Below are 17005 nucleotides of genomic sequence, written 5' to 3'. Positions count from 1 at the left end.
TCATGACCTCCCGCGCGCGGCGCGCTGGCGGGCGATGCGCTCCGCCCTGGCGGTGGAGCGTACGCGCTTGGCGAATTCGGCGCGTTGCTGGGCGGACAGGGCACGGCGCACGCCGTACGAGAACGCCGCGGTCTTGACCAGCGGGCCGCCGAGGGTGGCGGCCACGGTCGAGGACAACGCGGTGGCGTTCGTCGACATCGTCTGCACGTTCCCGGCGATTTGGTCGACACGGGCCAGCTGCGCGTTGGTCGCGCGGACGGCGTCGGTCATCTCATCCAGCAGGGGCGGTGTGCGGTCGGCGATGTCGGAGACCAGGCGGGTGGCCTCCTTGAGCACCTTGACCAGCTTCACCAGCACCAGCGCGAGGAAGGCGACGAGAATCGCCCAGAACGTCGCGATGATCATCAGCGCGACTTCGCCACCCGACACCTTGATGCGCTCCTTCAATGGCCGAAAGACAACGGCGGACGACAAGCTGAGAGGGCGTCACCTGGGACACAGCCGCTCGGGCGACCCCGGAAGCCCCGACCCTACCGCGCCGTAGCGGGATGGTCGCCTGACACTACCGGCCGGGCGGGGTGCAGCGCACGGACCGGGCGTGACCTCGCGCGCGGCGGCTCGTTCCCCGATGTTCGCCGGTCATCGGCTCTCGTACGGGCGTGACCTCGGGTCGGGACGCTCGTTGGTAGGCGTGAGGGTTGCCCCGCAGTCGCGGGGGAACGAGAGGGCCCCGCTCCGATCCGGAGCGGGGCCCTCTTTTTGGTCCGGGCGTGCGGGGGTCAGCGCGAGTAGTACTCGACCACGAGCTGCTCGTCGCAGATCACCGGGATCTCCCGGCGCTGCGGCAGCCGGTCGAGCCGGGCGACCAGCGCCGGCAGGTTCACCTCGATGTACTTGGGCGTGGTCTCGGCGGCGAAGCCACCTGCCCGCACGACCTGGAACAGCGGCTTCTCACGGCTGCGTTCGCGCACGCCGACGACGTCCTCGGGGCGCAGCTTGTAGCTGGGCCGGTCGACCTTGCCGCCGTTGACCTCGAAGTGGCCGTGGCTGACCATCTGGCGGGCCTGGTAGATGGTGCGCGCGAATCCGGCGCGCAGCACGAAGGCGTCCAGACGGCGTTCGAGGGAGATGACCATCTCGTCGCCGGTCTTGCCCTGGTGCTTGTGCGCGGTGTCGAAGGCGGCACGCATCTGCGTCTCGTTGATGTCGTACTGCGCGCGGAGCTTCTGCTTCTCCAGCAGGCGCACCTTGTAGTCCGACGCCTGCTTGCGGCCGCGGCCATGCTCCCCCGGAGGGTACGGGCGGTTCTCCAGGTAGCGCTGGGCTTTCGGGGTCAGCGCGACGCCGAGCGCTCGGCTGCGCTTGACCTTGGGGCGGGCCTGGTTCAACGGATCCTCCGAATCGGTGGGTACTTGCCAGCCGCGGCCTTCTTAGGTAAGCCTAACCTTAACGTCGACGATGCCTCGAGGGGAAGTCCGGGGTGCACGATCGGCACACAACCGCTGGAGGACACATGCCCCGGGCCACCGACGCCGCCGACACGACCGCCGACACCTCCGCCGACAGTTCCGCCGACAGTTCCGCCACCGACACCCCGGTCTCCGACGCCGGGCGGTGCGCCGGGCGGACCGTGCCCCGCGGCACCCACCCGGACGCCGCGTCCCGGGCGCGCACGCTCGCCGCGTACGCCGCCTCCGCGGTCGTCGAACTCCCCGGAAACATCGGCGACGAGCAGGTTGTTCCGGCGGCCCGCACCGTGGAGGCCGACGGCTCGGTCCTGCTCCTGCTGCCGCCCGAGGTCGGCGCCGCGGTGCTGACCGCCCGCGACGACGTCGCCGCCGTGCTGCACGTGGTGGACGTGGCGCCCGTCGCGGTGCCGCACCGGGTGCGCGCGCACTGCTGGATCGCCGGGTGGCTGAGCGCGCCGACCGGCGCCGAACTCGCCCGCGCACGCGGCCGCCTGACCGCCGCGACACGTGACCCGGCGCTGCTGGCGTTCGACGGTGCGCGCTCCGGCGCGGTCGTGCGCCTGGAGCCCGGCGAGGTCCTGGTCGACGACCTGTGGGGCGCCGAGCACGTCGAGCCCGACGAGTACGAGGAGGCCTCGCCCGACCCGCTCGCGGAGCACGAGACCGAACTCCTGCAGCACCTGGACGCCTCGCACGGCGGCGAGCTCGAGCACCTGTGCCGGATGACGGGCGCGAGCGACGAGGGCGAGCGCGTGGCGCCCGTCGCGCTGGACCGGTTCGGGCTGCGCCTGCGGTGCAGCGGGCCGACGCGTACGCGCGACGTGCGGTTCGAGTTCGACGCTCCCGTCGGTGACCCGGCGGCGCTCGGCGACGCGTTGCGGGCGCTCTTCCAAGGCCCGCGCTCGGCCGAGTCGGACTGCGCGTAGGCGCCCGCCGCGTACACGGTCGGCAGGCACACTCCCGGTCGTGTTTGCCGCCTCTTGTGGCCAAGTTGAGAGTTTTTGACCGCTTCTGCATTCTTGCTGCGAGATTGACCTTCGGCGTGCCGTCATCTTCCGATTGAGGAGATGGCTCCTCCATGAGGCACTGTGGAGGAGCACGACCGATCAGCAGGAAGGACGGACGCGGTGTTCGATCGCGCCGGGCGACCCGACACCGCCGGCGGCACGGAGGATCCCCGCGACCCCCGGAGCACGTCGGCCGCACCCGCCCAGGAGGGCGCGGCGACGCCGCCCCCCGCCCGGCGGTCCGGGCGATCCGGGACACGGCTGCCGTGGCACCCGCCGCCGTTGTCCACGCTTCCCTGGCAGGACCGGCTCCGCACCCGGCTGCGGTTCAGCTCGACGCTCGGCATCGACGCGCCGGAGAAGAGCGAGCCGAGCGTCTCGGTGCCGCGCGTCCTCGACCTCGCGCTGCGCACCGGCGAACTGCTGCTCGCGAGCGGCGAGGCGGGCGAGGACGTCGAGGCCGCGATGCTCGGCGTCACCGACGCCTACGGCCTGGAACGCTGCACACCCAACGTCACGTTCACCGTCATCACGCTCTCCTACCAGCCGTCCCTGGTGGACGCGCCGGTCACCAGCGAGCGCGTGGTCCGGCGCCGCGCGACCGACTACACGCGCCTGGACGCGGCGCACCGGCTCGTCGAGGACATCACCACCGGCGAGGTGACGCTCGAGGACGCGTACCACCGGCTCGTCGACATCCGCCGCAACCGGCACCCGTACCCGACCTGGCTGGTGCTGGTGGCCACCGGGCTGGTGGCGGCGACCGCGAGCGTGCTGGTCGGCGGTGGGCCGGTCGTCGCGTGCGCGGCGTTCTTCGCGGCCGTGGTCGGCGACAGCCTGGCGCAGGGGCTGGCCAAGCGCGGCGTCCCGGAGTTCTACCAGTTCGTGCTGGCCGCGATGCCGGCGGCCGCGATCGCGGTGGGGCTCATCAAGGCGGACTTCGGGGTGCAGCCGTACGCGGTCGTGACCGGGGGGCTGTTCGCCCTGCTGCCCGGACGTGCGCTCGTCGCCGCGGTCCAGGACGGCCTGACCGGCTTCTACATCACCGCCTCGGCCCGCCTCCTGGAGGTCTTCTACCTCATCATCGGCATCATCTGCGGCGTCGCCATAATGCTGTACGTCGGCAACCAGCTGGGCGTGGACCTCGACGTCGAAGGATCGTTCTTCCCCGAGTCGAACCCGCCGGTGCAACTCCTCGCGGCGGCCGGGCTGTCCCTCACGTTCGCGGTCCTGGTGCAGGTCCGCAACCACGTGCTGCCGATCGCGGCGGCCGGCGGCGCGGTGAGCTGGTCCATCTTCGAGGTGCTGCGCATCGGCGGCGCGGCGCCGATCCTCGCGACGGTCGTGGCCACCGGCGTGGTCGGGCTCCTCGGCCAACTCCTGGCCCGCGCGGGACGTACGTCCGCGCTCCCCTACGTGATCCCGGCGATCGGCCCGCTGCTTCCGGGCAGCGCCATGTACCAGGGCATGTTGGGTCTCGCGCTCGGGCACACCGACCGGGGCTGGGCGGGCCTGGTCAACGCGGCGGGACTCGCGCTCGCGCTGGCGGTGGGCGTGAACCTGGGGAGCGAGGTCGCGCGGTTCGTGCTGCCCGCGCCGCAGCGCGGCGGCCGCGAGAAGCGTGCGGCGGCGAAGCGCACCCGCGGGTTCTGACCGGAAGGTCCGACGAGAACGTCGACTTATCTGACGGATCTGACGTACCTTCGGGACGCACGTCCCCGGCATGGACGTGCCGCGAGGGCCGTTGCGGGCCCCCGCGGCACGCTGGGGGGTGAGTCGGGCGCCGTACGCCCCCGGCCGTCCCCTGAAAATCCTTGAGCGAAGACGGACGGCGCCCGGTGGTCGTTTCTACCGTGCGCAAGCGCTCGATCACAAGACTGTGTTCAAACAGTCGTGTGAGTGAGAAGGTGTGGCGGGCGACCGGCCGGCGGAGCCGGCGGCCGGTCCCGCACCCTGGGAGGGTTTTCGGTCATGGCAACGTGGCACGTCGGTTCGTCGGTCCTGCACAAGGTCGTCGAGATGGAGTTCCCGGTCACGGTGACCGGCGCGCTGCGCTCGTCCGACACCGGGCTCCTGGGCCGGTACCCCTGGCTCGCGCCGCACTTCGCGGAGCCGGACGGCAGCTTCACGATGGCGATCCAGACGATCCTGGTGGACACCGGCACCCACCGCATCCTGGTCGACACGTGCATCGGCAACGACCGGGTGACCCTGCCGCAGCTGCCACCGCTCCAGACCGCGTGGTTGGAGACGCTGAAGGGGCTCGGCTACCCGGCCGAGACGATCGACGCCGTCGTGTGCACGCATCTCCACTTCGACCACGTCGGCTGGAACACCCACCTGGTCGACGGGGCGTGGGTGCCGACGTTTCCGAACGCCCGCTACGTCATCCCGCGCGCGGAGTGGGAGTTCTGGAGCAACGCCGTCGACACCGACTCGGTGGGCCGCGCCGATCTGGACAACACGCTGCGGCCGGTGTTCGAGGCCGGGCTCGTGGACCTGGTCGGCCCCGACCACGAAGTGGCGGACGGCGTACGCCTGGAGGCCGCGCCGGGGCACACGCCCGGCCAGGTCGCGGTGGTCGTCGAGTCCGCCGGCGAACGTGCCGTGGTGACCGGTGACCTGGTGCACCACCCGGTGCAGTTCGTCGCCCCCGAGGTGCCGAGCGCGGCCGACGAGGACGTCGCCGGCGCGATCGCGACACGGCGGGCCTTCGTGGACCGCTACGCGGACTCCGGGACGCTGGTCGTCGGCACGCACTTCCCGTCCCCGACGGCCGGATGGCTCACCCGCGCGGACGGCGACGTGAAGTTCGTGGTCGAACGCCCCTAGGGAGTGTCTTCAAATTCGCGGGCCCGGCGAGTATTTGAAGACACGACCTAGCCCCGCTCGGCGATCCGTTTCCTGCTCGGTGTGCCGCGAGTACACCGCGTGCCTCGGGCACTCGGGGAGGGCTCATTCCTCCGGGTGGCCGAGCTTGCCGCGCACGCGGTCGAGGATGTCGGCGTACCGCGCCTCGTTGCCGTAGCGCGTCGGGTGGTAATAGCGCTTGCCGTGCACGGTGTCGGGCGCGTACTGCTGCTCGGCGACGCCGCCCGGCACGTCGTGCGGGTAGACGTAGCCCTGCGCGTGGCCGAGTTTGGCGGCCCCCTTGTAGTGGCCGTCACGCAGGTGCGGCGGCACCGGGCCGGCCAGGCCCGCGCGTACGTCGGCCAGTGCGGCACCGATCGCGAGCGTCGCCGAATTGGACTTGGGCGCCAGCGCCAGCGCGATCGCCGCGTGGGCGAGCGTCAGTTGCGCCTCGGGGAAGCCGATCAGCGCGACCGCCTGGGCGGCGGCGACCGCGGTGGTGAGGGCCGTGGGGTCGGCCAGGCCGATGTCCTCGGACGCGGAGATCATCAGGCGCCGCGCGATGAAACGCGGGTCCTCCCCCGCGTCGATCATGCGGGCCAGGTAGTGCAGAGTGGCGTCGACGTCCGAGCCGCGGATGGACTTGATGAGGGCGCTCGCCACGTCGTAGTGCTGGTCGCCGTCGCGGTCGTAGCGGACCGCGGCGCGGTCGACGGCCGCCTCGAGGGTGGCGAGCGTGACCGACTTCTCGCCCCGGTCCATCGCCGATCCGGCGCCGGCCTCCAGCGCGGTCAGAACACGCCGCGCGTCGCCGCCGGCGATGCGCACGAGGTGGTCCTCGGCGTCCGGGTCCAGGTGTACGGCACCGCCGAGGCCGCGCTCGTCGGCGAGCGCCCGGCGGACCAGGTCGCGGATGTCGTCCTCGGTCAGCGACTCGAGGGTCAGCAGCAGCGACCGGGAGAGCAGCGGGCTGATGATCGAGAAGTACGGGTTCTCGGTGGTCGCCGCGATCAGCGTCACCCACCTGTTCTCGACGGCCGGAAGCAGCGAGTCCTGCTGGGCCTTGGAGAACCGGTGGATCTCGTCGAGGAACAGCAGCGTCTCGCGGCCGTGCGCGCCGGACTCGCGGCGGGCGGCCTCGATGACCGTGCGGACCTCTTTGACGCCCGCGGTGATCGCCGACAGTTCGACGAAGCGGCGCTTGGTGGCGTGGCTGACGACGTACGCGAGCGTCGTCTTGCCGGTGCCGGGCGGCCCCCACAGGATCACCGAGGAGGGCGCGGTGACGCCGTTGCCGGCGCGCACGAGGCGGCGCAGCGGGGAACCGTCGCCGAGCAGGTGCTGCTGGCCGACCACCTCGTCCAGCTCCCGCGGCCGCATGCGGACCGCGAGCGGGGCGAGCGCCGGGTCCTTGCTCTGCCGCTCCTCGGCGGCGGCGATGAACAGATCGGGTTCCACGCCTACGACCCTAGCCGCAGGTACCGACAACCGGACGGTCAGCCGTCAGCCGTCTGCTGTCACCGGTCGGCGGTTGGTCGGCGTGGACGCGCCGCGCGGTCCGGCCGGTCAGCGCAGTACGCCCGCGGCCCGGGCGGACTGCAGCCACTCCGGGAACTCGATCATGAGCTGGTCGTAGAGCTTCTCGTTGCTCATCCGCTTGGGGTCGGCCCCCGCCTCGAAGAACCCGGCGTTGTCGACCACCCGGTACTGCGGCGCGGGCAGGTCGTCGAGCCGGTGGAGGAACTGGAACTTGTCCCGGCCGAAGCCCACGAACTGCCAGAAGATCGGCAGCTTGGCCGCCTTGCAGATCGCCTTCTCCGCGGCCTTGGGGCTGTCCGGCGAGCCGTCCGTCTGGAACACGACGTACGCGGGGTCGGTGGCGCCGCAGTCCTTGTAGTGGCGGATGACCGCCTCCATAGCGGCGACGTAGTTCGTGGTCCCCATGCGGCCCAGCTTGGCGTGCAGCTCGGCGATGCGGCCCTGGTAGTCGCTCAGCGAGATCTCCTCGACCTGGTAGGCCTTGCTGTCGAAGAAGACCACCGGCACCACGCCGTCGTCGTCGAAGTGTGCCGCGGCCGCGAGCACGCGCTCGGCCAGCGACTGCACACTCCCGTCGCGGTAGAACCCGGACATGCTGCCCGAGCGGTCGAGCACCAGGTAGACCGCCGCCCGAACCCCGGACAGCCGGTGCTTGTCGAGGCTGACGCCGGCGGCCTTGTAGAGGCTGACCAGGCCGGGCGCGGTGCGCTCGATCTTGTCGAGGCTCACGGCCGAGCCGCTGCCGGTACGGACCGTCGCGGCGGGCGCGGTCGGTGCGGTCGGCGCGGCCGGTCGGGCCGTCGGTGCCGCGGGCGTCTGCCTGAGGCGGCGGATCCAGCCGAACACCATGTCGTGTGCCTCCCCTGGGTCGGGCGCGGCCGCCGGAGGACGGCGGCTGCCGACGAACTGCTGTACGAGTACTGCCGCGGCGGCCGAGCGAGGCCCCGCTTCCGGTGCCGGCCATGATTCCGCTTCCGCCCGCTCTGCCGCTTCCACGCTGTCAGATCCGGCCCATGACTGCCGGGGGTTCTCCCTCGCGGTCCGTGCGGCGTCGGGCACGGATCTCCCGGGCCGACGCACGACACGCGGATCCAACGCGGACAAACACCGGTATTGCTGGCCTTTGCCCTAGTTTGACTGGCAGACCGACATCAGGCGGAGGAGGCCGGCGTGGGCGACGGTGTACGCGGCGATCAGGCCGGACTGGACAGCCCCGCCGTCGACGCGCTGCTCAAGGCCGGGCGCTTCCTGACCCGTTCGGACGTGTCCGACGACCTGCGTTCGGTCTACAAGACCGGAGGCCGCGCGGGCGACGTCTTCTACCGCGACCGCTGGAGCCACGACAAGGTCGTCAATTCGACGCACGGCGTCAACTGCACGGGCTCCTGCCGGTGGAAGGTGTACGTCAAGGACGGCATCATCACGTGGGAGACCCAGGGCACCGACTACCCGTCGGTCGGCCCGGACCGCCCCGAGTACGAGCCGCGCGGCTGCCCGCGCGGTGCCGCGTTCTCCTGGTACACCTACTCCCCCACGCGCGTGCGCTACCCGTACGCACGCGGGGTGCTCGTCGAGATGTACCGGGAGGCGAAGGGCCGGCTCGGGGACCCGGTGGCCGCGTGGGGCGACGTCGTGGGCGACCCGGAGCGCCGGCGCCGCTACCAACAGGCGCGGGGCAAGGGCGGGTTGGTGCGCGTCCCGTGGGACGAGGCGATGGAGATCGCGGCCGCCGCGCACGTGCACACGATCAAGACGCAGGGCCCGGACCGGGTGGCGGGCTTCTCGCCGATCCCGGCCATGTCGATGGTGTCGCACGCGGCCGGGGCCCGGTTCATGGGGCTGATCGGCGCCCCCATGCTGTCCTTCTACGACTGGTATGCCGACCTGCCGGTGGCGTCCCCGCAGGTGTTCGGCGACCAGACCGACGTCCCGGAGTCGGGCGACTGGTGGGACGCCGCGTACCTGATCATGTGGGGCTCGAACGTGCCGGTCACGCGCACGCCGGACGCGCACTGGATGGCGGAGGCGCGCTACCGGGGCCAGAAAGTCGTGGTGGTCGCGCCCGACTACGCGGACAACGCCAAGTTCGCCGACGAATGGCTGCATCCGCATCCGGGGACGGACGGCGCGTTGGCGATGGCGATGGGCCACGTGCTGCTGCGCGAGTACTTCGTCGAGCGCCAAGTGCCGTTCTTCATGGACTACGTGCGCGCGTACACCGACCTGCCGTTCCTGGTGACGCTCCGTGAGAAGGACGGCGGGCTGGTGCCCGACAAGTTCCTGCGCGCGAGCGACCTGGGCGGCGCGCACGCCTCGGCCACGCACTCCGAGTGGCGCACGGTCCTGGTCGACGACGCCACCGGCTCTCCGGTCGTGCCGAACGGCACGCTCGGCGACCGCTGGGCACCGGACTCCGAAGGCCGTTGGAACCTCGACCTGGGCGGGGTCACCCCGCGCCTGACCTTCCATCAGGACGAGCGCGCGGAGGGCGTCGAGGTCCATCTGCCGCGCTTCGACACCGCGGACGGCTCGGGCGACGTGCTGCGGCGCGGCGTCCCGGCCGTGCGGCTGCGCGAGGGCGGGCCGCTGGTCACCACCGTCTTCGATCTGCTGCTGGCGCAGTACGGCGTCGCCCGCGAAGGCCTGCCCGGGGCGTGGCCGCGCGGCTACGACGACGCCGAGGCGCCGGGCACCCCAGCCTGGCAGGAGTCGCTGACCTCGGTCCCCGCGGCCCGGGCCGTCAAGATCGCCCGGGAGTTCGCCGACACGGCCGAGAAGTCGCAGGGCCGCTGCATGATCCTGATGGGCGCGGGCACAAACCACTGGTTCCACTCCGAGACGATCTACCGCGCGTTCCTCGCGCTGCTGGCGCTGACCGGCTGCCAGGGCCGCAACGGCGGCGGCTGGGCGCACTACGTGGGCCAGGAGAAGTGCCGCCCGGTGACCGGGTGGGCGACTCTCGCGGGCGCCGGCGACTGGGGGCGCCCGCCCCGGCAGATGATCGGCACGGCGTACTGGTTCCTCAACACCGACCAATGGCGGTACGACGGCTTCGGCGCGGACGTGCTGGCGTCCCCGCTGGGCGAGGGCCGCTTCGCGGGGATGACCGCGGCGGACGTACTGGCGCAGTCCGCGCGGCTCGGCTGGATGCCCTCCTACCCGACGTTCGACCGCAACCCCCTCGACCTCGCCGACGAGGCGATGGCCTCGGGACGCGATCCCGCGGACCACGTCGTCGACGAACTCACCTCCGGGCGCCTGGGGTTCGCCTGCGAGGACCCTGACGCGCCGGAGAACTGGCCGCGCGTGCTGACCGTGTGGCGCGCCAATCTGCTCGGCTCGTCGGCCAAGGGCGACGAGTACTTCCTGCGGCATCTGCTGGGCACGCACGACAACCTGCGCGCGGCCGAGGCGCCGCCGAACGCCCGTCCGCGCGACGTGAAATGGCGCGACGAAGCCCCCGAGGGCAAGCTCGACCTGCTGTTGTCGCTGGACTTCCGGATGACGTCGACGACGCTGCTGTCGGACATCGTCCTGCCCGCCGCGACGTGGTACGAGAAGGCCGACCTGTCCTCGACCGACATGCACCCCTTCGTGCACTCGTTCACCGCCGCCGTCGGACCGCCCTGGCAGGCACGCAGCGACTTCGACGCGTTCCACGCCCTCGCGCGGCGGTTCTCCGAGCTCGCCGCCACCCATCTGGGCGTACGCCACGACCTGGTCGCCACCGCGCTGCTGCACGACACCCCCGGGGAGGTGGCGCAGCCCGGCGGCACGGTGCCGGACTGGCGTACCGGCGACGCGGTGCCGATCCCCGGCAAGACGATGCCGCAACTGACCGTGGTGGAACGGGACTACGGCGCCGTCGCGGCCAAGATGGCGACGCTGGGTCCGCTCGTCGACAAGCTCGGCGTGGCGACCAAAGGGGTCACCTTCGACGTGTCCGAGGAGGTCGCCGACCTCACCGCGCGCCACGGTGCCGCGCCGGCGGCGTACGGTGTCGCCGCCGGGCGCCCGCTGCTCGACACGGCGGTCAAGGCCTGCGACACGATCCTCGCACTGTCGGGCACCACCAACGGGCGGCTGGCCGTGCAGGGGTTCGAGACGCTGGAACGCCGCGTCGGGCGGGAACTCGCCGACCTCGCACGGGACAACGAGGGCAAACGCATCACGTACGCCGAGACCCAGGCGGCGCCGGTGCCCGTCATCACCTCCCCCGAATGGTCCGGCAGCGAGACCGGCGGGCGGCGCTACACGGCGTTCACGGTCAACGTCGAGCGCCTGAAACCCTGGCACACGCTGACCGGGCGCCAGCACTTCTTCCTCGACCACGACTGGATGCAGGAACTCGGCGAGTGCCTGCCGGTCTACCGTCCACCGCTCGACATGCACCGCCTGTTCGGCGAGCCACGCATCGGCCCGGACGGCGAACGCCAGGTGACCGTGCGGTACTTGACGCCGCACAACAAGTGGTCGATCCACTCCGAGTACCAGGACAACCTGTTCATGCTGTCGCTGTCGCGCGGCGGGCAGACGGTGTGGATGTCGGTCGACGACGCGGCGGCGATCGGCGTACGCGACAACGATTGGATCGAGGCGGTCAACCGCAACGGCGTGGTGGTCGCGCGCGCGGTCGTCTCGCACCGCATGCCGACCGGCACCGTCTACATGCACCACGCGCAGGAGCGCACGATCGCGGTGCCCAAGAGCGAGACGACCGGGCGCCGCGGCGGCATCCACAACTCCCTCACCCGTCTGCTGCTGAAGCCGTCGCACCTGATCGGCGGGTACGCGCAACTGTCCTTCGCGTTCAACTACTTCGGCCCCACCGGAAACCAGCGCGACGAGGTCACCGTGATCCGCCGCCGTTCCCAGGAGGTGCGGTACTGATGCGCTTGATGGCCCAGATCGCCATGGTCATGAACCTCGACAAGTGCATCGGCTGCCATACCTGCTCGGTCACCTGCAAGCAGGCGTGGACCAACCGCGGCGGCGTCGAGTACGCCTGGTTCAACAACGTGGAGACCCGGCCGGGACAGGGGTATCCGCGCCGCCACGAGGACCAGGAGCGCTGGCGCGGCGGGTGGGAGCTCAACCGGCGCGGACGGCTCAAGCTCAAGGCCGGGGGCCGGTTCAAGAAGCTCGCCACGATCTTCAGCAACCCGGTGCTGCCGAACATCGGCGACTACTACGAGCCCTGGACGTACGACTACAAGAACCTCACCGACGCGCCCGCCGGGTCCGACTTCCCGGTGGCCGCGCCGCGGTCGCTCATCAGCGGCAAGCAGCTCGACATCACGTGGTCGGCGAACTGGGACGACAACCTCGGCGGCATGCCGGAGCACGGGGCCGACGACGTCGTGCTGGCCAAGGTGTCGCGCGACGTACGGCTGCAGTACGAGCAGGCCTACATGTTCTACCTGCCGCGCATCTGCGAGCACTGCCTCAACCCGTCGTGTGTCGCGAGCTGCCCGTCGGGCGCGATGTACAAGCGCGCCGAGGACGGCATCGTGCTGGTCGACCAGGACCAGTGCCGCGGGTGGCGCATGTGCGTGACCGGGTGCCCGTACAAGAAGGTCTACTTCAACCACCGCACCGGCAAGGCCGAGAAGTGCACGCTCTGCTACCCGCGGCTCGAAGTCGGGCTGCCGACCGTGTGCTCCGAGACGTGTGTGGGGCGGCTGCGCTACCTCGGGGTGATGCTCTACGACGCGGACGCCGTACTTGCGGCGGCCGCGACACCCGACGAACACGCGCTGTACGAGGCACAGTTGGACGTCTTCCTCGATCCGCACGATCCGGAGGTCGGGCGCGAGGCGGAGCGCGCGGGCATCCCGTTCGACTGGATGGAGGCCGCCCGCCGTTCGCCGGTGCACCGGCTCATCAAGGACTACCGGATCGCGCTGCCGCTGCATCCGGAGTACCGCACCATGCCGATGGTCTGGTACATCCCGCCGCTCTCCCCGGTCGTGGACGCCCTCGCGGCCACCGGGCACGACGGCGAGGACGAGGGGAACCTGTTCGGCGCGATCGAGACGCTGCGGATCCCCGTGGAGTACCTGGCCGAACTGTTCACCGCGGGCGACGTACGGCCGGTGGAGGCGAGCCTGCGCAAACTCGCCGCGATGCGCGCCCACATGCGCCGCGCCAACCTCGGCGAGCCGCCCGACGCGTCGATCGCCACCGCGGTCGGCATGACGGCGGAGGAGATCGAGGAGATGTACCGGCTGCTGGCGATTGCGAAGTACGAGGACCGGTACGTGATTCCGACCGCGGCGGTCGGCGACGCCGCGGCCCTGGAGGAGTCCGTGCTCGACCACGGGTGCAGCCTCGACTACACGGACGGGCCGGGCATGGGCGGCTCGGGGCCGTTCGGCGAGGCCTCCGGACGCCTCGCGCCTGCATCGGTCGAGAACTTCCACGTGCTGCGCGACCGGGCGTCCGCCGACGCGCCCGCCGACACCGCACGCACGCGCGTCAACCTGCTGAACTGGGACGGCAACGGGCGTCCGGACGGCCTGTTCCCCGCCTCTGGCCCGGCCGGCGCCCGCGAACGCGCCGATGCCGAGGCAGGCGGCGACGGGCCCCGCGGACGTGCCGGGCCGGGCGAGCCGGGCGAGGCTGCCACGCCTGGCGGGCCTGCAGGGCCGGAAGGCGGGGCCCGGTGAGACGCCTGCGCCGCCTCGGGGACGCGTCCCCGGCCGCCCTTCCCGGCCCGCGGGAGACCGCCGCCGTACGCCAGGCCTCCGCGCTCCTCCTCGACTACCCGGACGCCGACCTCCGCGACCGCCTTCCACTGATCGTCGAGGCCCTCGCCTCGCTCCCGCCGCACGCCTCCCGGGACGCCGCCCTGGCCTTCGCGTCGCGCGCCGCGGCGACGCCCGAACGTGAACTCGCCGAGCACTACGTCGCGACGTTCGACCAGCAGAACCGGCGCTGCCTCCACCTGACCTGGTGGACCGACGGCGACACGCGCCGGCGCGGCATGGCCCTGGTCCGGCTGAAGGAGCGCTACCGGACGGCCGGCTGGTCGTTCGACGGCTCGGCGGACACCGCCGAACTCCCCGACTTCCTGCCCGCGGTCCTCGAGTTCGCGGCCCGCGATCCGCGGGAGGGCACCCGGCTGCTCGCCGAGCACCGGGCCGGCCTCGAACTCCTGCGGATCGCGCTCACCGAGGCGGCCACCCCGTACGCGTTGCTCCTGGACGCGGTCTGCGCCACCCTGCCGGGCCCGACCCCGGCCGACGAGGCCCAGGCCCGCGCACTCGCGACGAACGGACCGGCACGCGAGGACGTCGGCCTGGAGCCGTACGGCCCGATGCCGGGAACCCCGGACATGCCCGCTCCGCCGAGCGCGCCCGGCGGCCGCGTCGTCGACCTGCCGTTCCCGACCCCCGTCACGGGAGGACCCCGGTGACATCCACCGCCGACGTGATGCTGTGGGGCGTCCTCCCGTACGTCAGCGCAGCATTACTCATCGCCGGGACGTACTGGCGCTACCGCTACGACAAGTTCGGATGGACCACGCGCTCCTCCGAGTTGTACGAGTCGCGCCTGCTGCGCATCGCCAGCCCGCTGTTCCACTACGGTCTGCTGTTCGTGTTCGCCGGACACGTGATGGGCCTGCTGATCCCGCAGGGCTGGACCGATGCCGTGGGCGTGAGCGAACACGTGTACCACGTCCTGGCGATGTCGCTCGGCCTCGTCGCCGGCCTCGCCACGGTCGTGGGCATCGGCCTGCTCATCTGGCGCCGACGCACGACCGGGCCGGTGTTCCTGGCCACGACGCGCAACGACAAGCTGATGTACGTCTCGCTCGCGGCCACGATCCTCGCCGGACTCGCCACCACGCTGATCGAGAACGGATTCGGGAACACCTACAACTACCGCGAGACCGTGTCGCCGTGGTTCCGCTCGCTGTTCATCTTCCGGCCCGACGTCGACCTGATGGCCGAGGCGCCGCTCGCGTTCCACGTGCACGCCGTGCTGGCGTTCGTGCTGTTCGCCCTGCTGCCGTTCACCCGCCTCGTGCACGCGTTCAGCGCCCCGGTGAAGTACCTGTTCCGCCCGTACCTGGTCTACCGCTCCCGCGACCCGCAGCAGTTGGCCGCACGACCCCCACGCCGCGGCTGGGACCGCGTCGACTCCTGACCGGCTCCGGTGGCTCGGTGCCCGGCTCAGCTCGGCGTCAACGCCCGTTCGGTGGCGTTGATGTAGCCGCTGAGCGCCTGCCGGGTCCGTGCGAGGACGTCCATGCGCTCCTCGATGCCCTGGAGGCGCCCGCGCAGGAGGTCCAGCAACTCCGGGCAGGCGGCGAGGTCGGGGCCGGCCCCCGACGCGCAGGGCAGCAGGTAGCGGATGTCGTCGGTCGAGAGCCCGGCTTCCAGCAGCGCCCGGATCTGGGTCACCGTCACCAGGGCGTCGTCGGAGTACTCGCGATAGCCGTTCGTCCCCCGGCCCGGCTCCAACAGCCCCTGAGCCTCGTAGTAGCGCAGTTGGTGCGCGTGCACGCCGGTGCGCCGGCTCAGCTCCCCGATGAGCATGTGTCTCCCTCCTTGACCTTCATACCGGTGTGAACGTCGAAGATCCCTCCAAGGCTTCCCACCGACCCGTTTCGAGGAGCAAAAAATGCAGACGCCCGACACCGCCAAGACGCCCGTCACCGTCGTCGGCCTGGGGCTGATGGGCCAGGCGCTGGCGGCCACGTTCCTGCGCTCGGGGCACCCCACGACCGTGTGGAACCGCACGTCCGCGAAGGCCGCGCCCCTCGTCGCCCAGGGCGCGGTCCCGGCCGACTCGCTCGCCGCGGCGATAGCCGCAAGCCCGCTGGTCGTGGTGTGCGTGACCGACTACGACGCCATGCACGAACTGCTCGAGCCGCTGGCCGGGACCCTGGACGGCCGGGTCCTGGCGAACCTGACCTCGGGTACGTCGCAGCAAGCCCGCGACACCGCTGCGTGGGCGGCACGGCACGGTGCGGCGTATCTCGACGGCGCGATCCCGGCGTCGCCCGACGGGATCGGCACCGAGGCGGCCGACATCGTCTACAGCGGGCCGGCATCGGCCTTCGAGGAACACGGGGCGGCCCTGCGGGCGCTCGGCGCGGGCAAGGCGACCTACCTCGGCGCCGACCACGGCCTGGCCTCGCTCTACGAGGCCGCCACGCTGAGCCTGATGTGGAGCATCCTCAACGGCTTCCTGCACGGCGCGGCGCTGCTCGGCACGGCGAACGTCGAGGCCACTGCCTTCGCCCCCGTCGCGCAGAAGGGCCTGGAGACCGTGGGCGGCTGGCTGGCGGGGTACGCCAAGCAGATCGACGACAACGCGTTCCCCGTGGCCGACGCCTCCCTCGCCGTCCACGTGGCCTCGATGGAACACCTGGTCCACGAGAGCGAGTTCCTCGGCGTCAACGCCGAACTTCCGAAGCTGGCCAAGTCCCTGGGCGACCGGGCGCTGGCCGAAGGCCTCGGCGACGGCGGCTACGCCGCACTGATCCAGCTCCTCCGCAAGCCCGCCGAAATCCACCCCTGACCGAACCGGCCCGGAATAGCCGGGCCCTGACCACGACTTGGCTCTGACATGACGACCGAACCGTTCAACCCGCGCACGCTGCTCGCGGAAAGCCGACTCGGTGTGCTCGCGACCATCAAGTCCGACGGCCGCCCCCAGTTGTCACCGGTCATGCCGTTCTTCGACCCGGAGTCCGGCCTGCTGTACGTGTCGATGACCGAAGGCCGGGCGAAGACGGCCAACCTGCGTCGCGACCCCAGGGCCGCCCTGGAGGTCACCAGCGCCGACGGCTGGAAGTGGGCGACGGCCGAGGGCACCGTGACCCTGACCGGGCCCGGCACCGACCCGGGCGGCCCGGAGGTCGAGGCCCTGGTCGACTACTACCGCCGCGCCGCCGGGGAGCACCCCGACTGGGACGAGTACCGGTCGGTCATGGTGTCCGACCGCCGGGTGCTGATGACCATGAAGGTCGACCACGTGTACGGCTCCGCGGTGGCCTGACGTCCATTCACTGCCGCTCCGGGGGACGAAGTGCCCGACTCCCGGTCCGGCGGCCCGTGTTGTCGCGCGCGCCCGCATCGCTGGCGGGGCGGCCGCCCCCCCCCCCCCCGGGCGCCCCAGGCGCGGCCC

14 protein-coding genes are annotated in these 17005 nt (G+C 71.8%); 9 read left to right on the top strand and 5 right to left on the bottom strand.

All coding sequences use genetic code 11. From position 1 onward, the window contains the following. Complete coding sequence (locus AB0C36_RS33155; RefSeq protein ID WP_358361557.1) at positions 1 to 429, bottom strand: DUF948 domain-containing protein; 429 nt, start codon at positions 427 to 429, stop codon at positions 1 to 3. Between the two features lie 350 nt (positions 430 to 779). Beyond that, a complete protein-coding gene (gene rpsD / locus AB0C36_RS33150) occupies positions 780 to 1388 on the bottom strand; it encodes a 30S ribosomal protein S4 (protein WP_358361554.1) in 609 nt (202 codons plus the stop codon). A 125-nt stretch (positions 1389 to 1513) separates the two neighbouring features. On the opposite strand from rpsD, the gene AB0C36_RS33145 reads away from it, so the two are divergent. The 3 genes from AB0C36_RS33145 (at position 1514) to AB0C36_RS33135 (ending at position 5308) form a co-directional block, all read left to right on the top strand. Further along, on the top strand, positions 1514 to 2395 hold the full coding sequence (locus AB0C36_RS33145; protein ID WP_358361551.1) for a DUF2470 domain-containing protein: 882 nt from the start codon (positions 1514 to 1516) through the stop codon (positions 2393 to 2395). Positions 2396 to 2758: 363 nt separating this feature from the next. After that, entirely contained in the window at positions 2759 to 4129 is a 1371-nt protein-coding gene (locus tag AB0C36_RS33140; protein ID WP_358361548.1) for a threonine/serine exporter family protein, read from the top strand. A gap of 318 nt (positions 4130 to 4447) precedes the next feature. Next, entirely contained in the window at positions 4448 to 5308 is an 861-nt protein-coding gene (locus tag AB0C36_RS33135) for an MBL fold metallo-hydrolase (protein WP_358361545.1), read from the top strand. Between the two features lie 123 nt (positions 5309 to 5431). Here AB0C36_RS33135 and AB0C36_RS33130 read toward each other — a convergent pair whose 3' ends face one another. After that, positions 5432 to 6784, bottom strand: coding sequence for a replication-associated recombination protein A (locus tag AB0C36_RS33130; RefSeq protein WP_358361543.1), 1353 nt, complete (start codon positions 6782 to 6784; stop codon positions 5432 to 5434). A gap of 108 nt (positions 6785 to 6892) precedes the next feature. Further along, a complete protein-coding gene (locus AB0C36_RS33125) occupies positions 6893 to 7714 on the bottom strand; it encodes a vWA domain-containing protein (protein ID WP_358361541.1) in 822 nt (273 codons plus the stop codon). 321 nt (positions 7715 to 8035) lie between these two features. On the opposite strand from AB0C36_RS33125, the gene AB0C36_RS33120 reads away from it, so the two are divergent. Genes AB0C36_RS33120 through narI form a run of 4 tightly spaced genes read left to right on the top strand, consistent with a single transcriptional unit; the run spans position 8036 to position 15016 of the window. Next, complete coding sequence (locus AB0C36_RS33120) at positions 8036 to 11755, top strand: nitrate reductase subunit alpha (protein WP_358361538.1); 3720 nt, start codon at positions 8036 to 8038, stop codon at positions 11753 to 11755. Beyond that, positions 11755 to 13533 (top strand): nitrate reductase subunit beta, encoded by a 1779-nt coding sequence (narH, locus tag AB0C36_RS33115; RefSeq protein WP_358361536.1) that lies wholly within the window; start codon positions 11755 to 11757, stop codon positions 13531 to 13533. The genes AB0C36_RS33120 and narH overlap by 1 nt, the downstream gene beginning before the upstream one ends. Positions 13534 to 13538: 5 nt before the next feature. Further along, the gene (gene narJ, locus AB0C36_RS33110; RefSeq protein WP_358361592.1) at positions 13539 to 14282 is read left to right on the top strand and encodes a nitrate reductase molybdenum cofactor assembly chaperone; all 744 of its coding nucleotides are present in this window, start codon (positions 13539 to 13541) and stop codon (positions 14280 to 14282) included. 17 nt (positions 14283 to 14299) lie between these two features. Further along, positions 14300 to 15016 (top strand): respiratory nitrate reductase subunit gamma, encoded by a 717-nt coding sequence (gene narI / locus AB0C36_RS33105; protein WP_358361590.1) that lies wholly within the window; start codon positions 14300 to 14302, stop codon positions 15014 to 15016. Positions 15017 to 15042: 26 nt separating this feature from the next. Here the strand turns inward: narI and AB0C36_RS33100 are convergent, their stop codons facing one another. After that, positions 15043 to 15408 (bottom strand): MerR family transcriptional regulator, encoded by a 366-nt coding sequence (locus tag AB0C36_RS33100; protein ID WP_358361533.1) that lies wholly within the window; start codon positions 15406 to 15408, stop codon positions 15043 to 15045. Positions 15409 to 15493: 85 nt separating this feature from the next. Here AB0C36_RS33100 and AB0C36_RS33095 point away from each other — a divergent pair, with 85 nt between their 5' ends. Both AB0C36_RS33095 and AB0C36_RS33090 read left to right on the top strand, forming a co-directional pair. Continuing rightward, the gene (locus AB0C36_RS33095; protein ID WP_358361529.1) at positions 15494 to 16396 is read left to right on the top strand and encodes an NAD(P)-dependent oxidoreductase; all 903 of its coding nucleotides are present in this window, start codon (positions 15494 to 15496) and stop codon (positions 16394 to 16396) included. 48 nt (positions 16397 to 16444) lie between these two features. Next, positions 16445 to 16876, top strand: a complete 432-nt coding sequence (locus tag AB0C36_RS33090) for a PPOX class F420-dependent oxidoreductase (protein WP_358361526.1) — start codon at positions 16445 to 16447, stop codon at positions 16874 to 16876. Positions 16877 to 17005: the final 129 nt, after the last annotated feature.

Source organism: Streptodolium elevatio (assembly GCF_040649515.1).
Classification (GTDB): domain Bacteria; phylum Actinomycetota; class Actinomycetes; order Streptomycetales; family Streptomycetaceae; genus Yinghuangia; species Yinghuangia elevatio.
The sequence above is the reverse complement of the archived record's forward strand: the minus strand, read 5'-3'. Positions and strand labels throughout refer to the sequence as shown.

Coding starts and splice junctions, on each gene's coding strand:
- AB0C36_RS33125 (WP_358361541.1), bottom strand. CDS start 7,714: ATGGTGTTCGGCTGGATCCGCCGCCTCAGGCAGACGCCCGCGGCACCG.
- AB0C36_RS33100 (WP_358361533.1), bottom strand. CDS start 15,408: ATGCTCATCGGGGAGCTGAGCCGGCGCACCGGCGTGCACGCGCACCAA.
- AB0C36_RS33135 (WP_358361545.1), top strand. CDS start 4,448: ATGGCAACGTGGCACGTCGGTTCGTCGGTCCTGCACAAGGTCGTCGAG.
- narH (WP_358361536.1), top strand. CDS start 11,755: ATGCGCTTGATGGCCCAGATCGCCATGGTCATGAACCTCGACAAGTGC.
- AB0C36_RS33090 (WP_358361526.1), top strand. CDS start 16,445: ATGACGACCGAACCGTTCAACCCGCGCACGCTGCTCGCGGAAAGCCGA.
- AB0C36_RS33145 (WP_358361551.1), top strand. CDS start 1,514: ATGCCCCGGGCCACCGACGCCGCCGACACGACCGCCGACACCTCCGCC.
- AB0C36_RS33095 (WP_358361529.1), top strand. CDS start 15,494: ATGCAGACGCCCGACACCGCCAAGACGCCCGTCACCGTCGTCGGCCTG.
- narI (WP_358361590.1), top strand. CDS start 14,300: ATGCTGTGGGGCGTCCTCCCGTACGTCAGCGCAGCATTACTCATCGCC.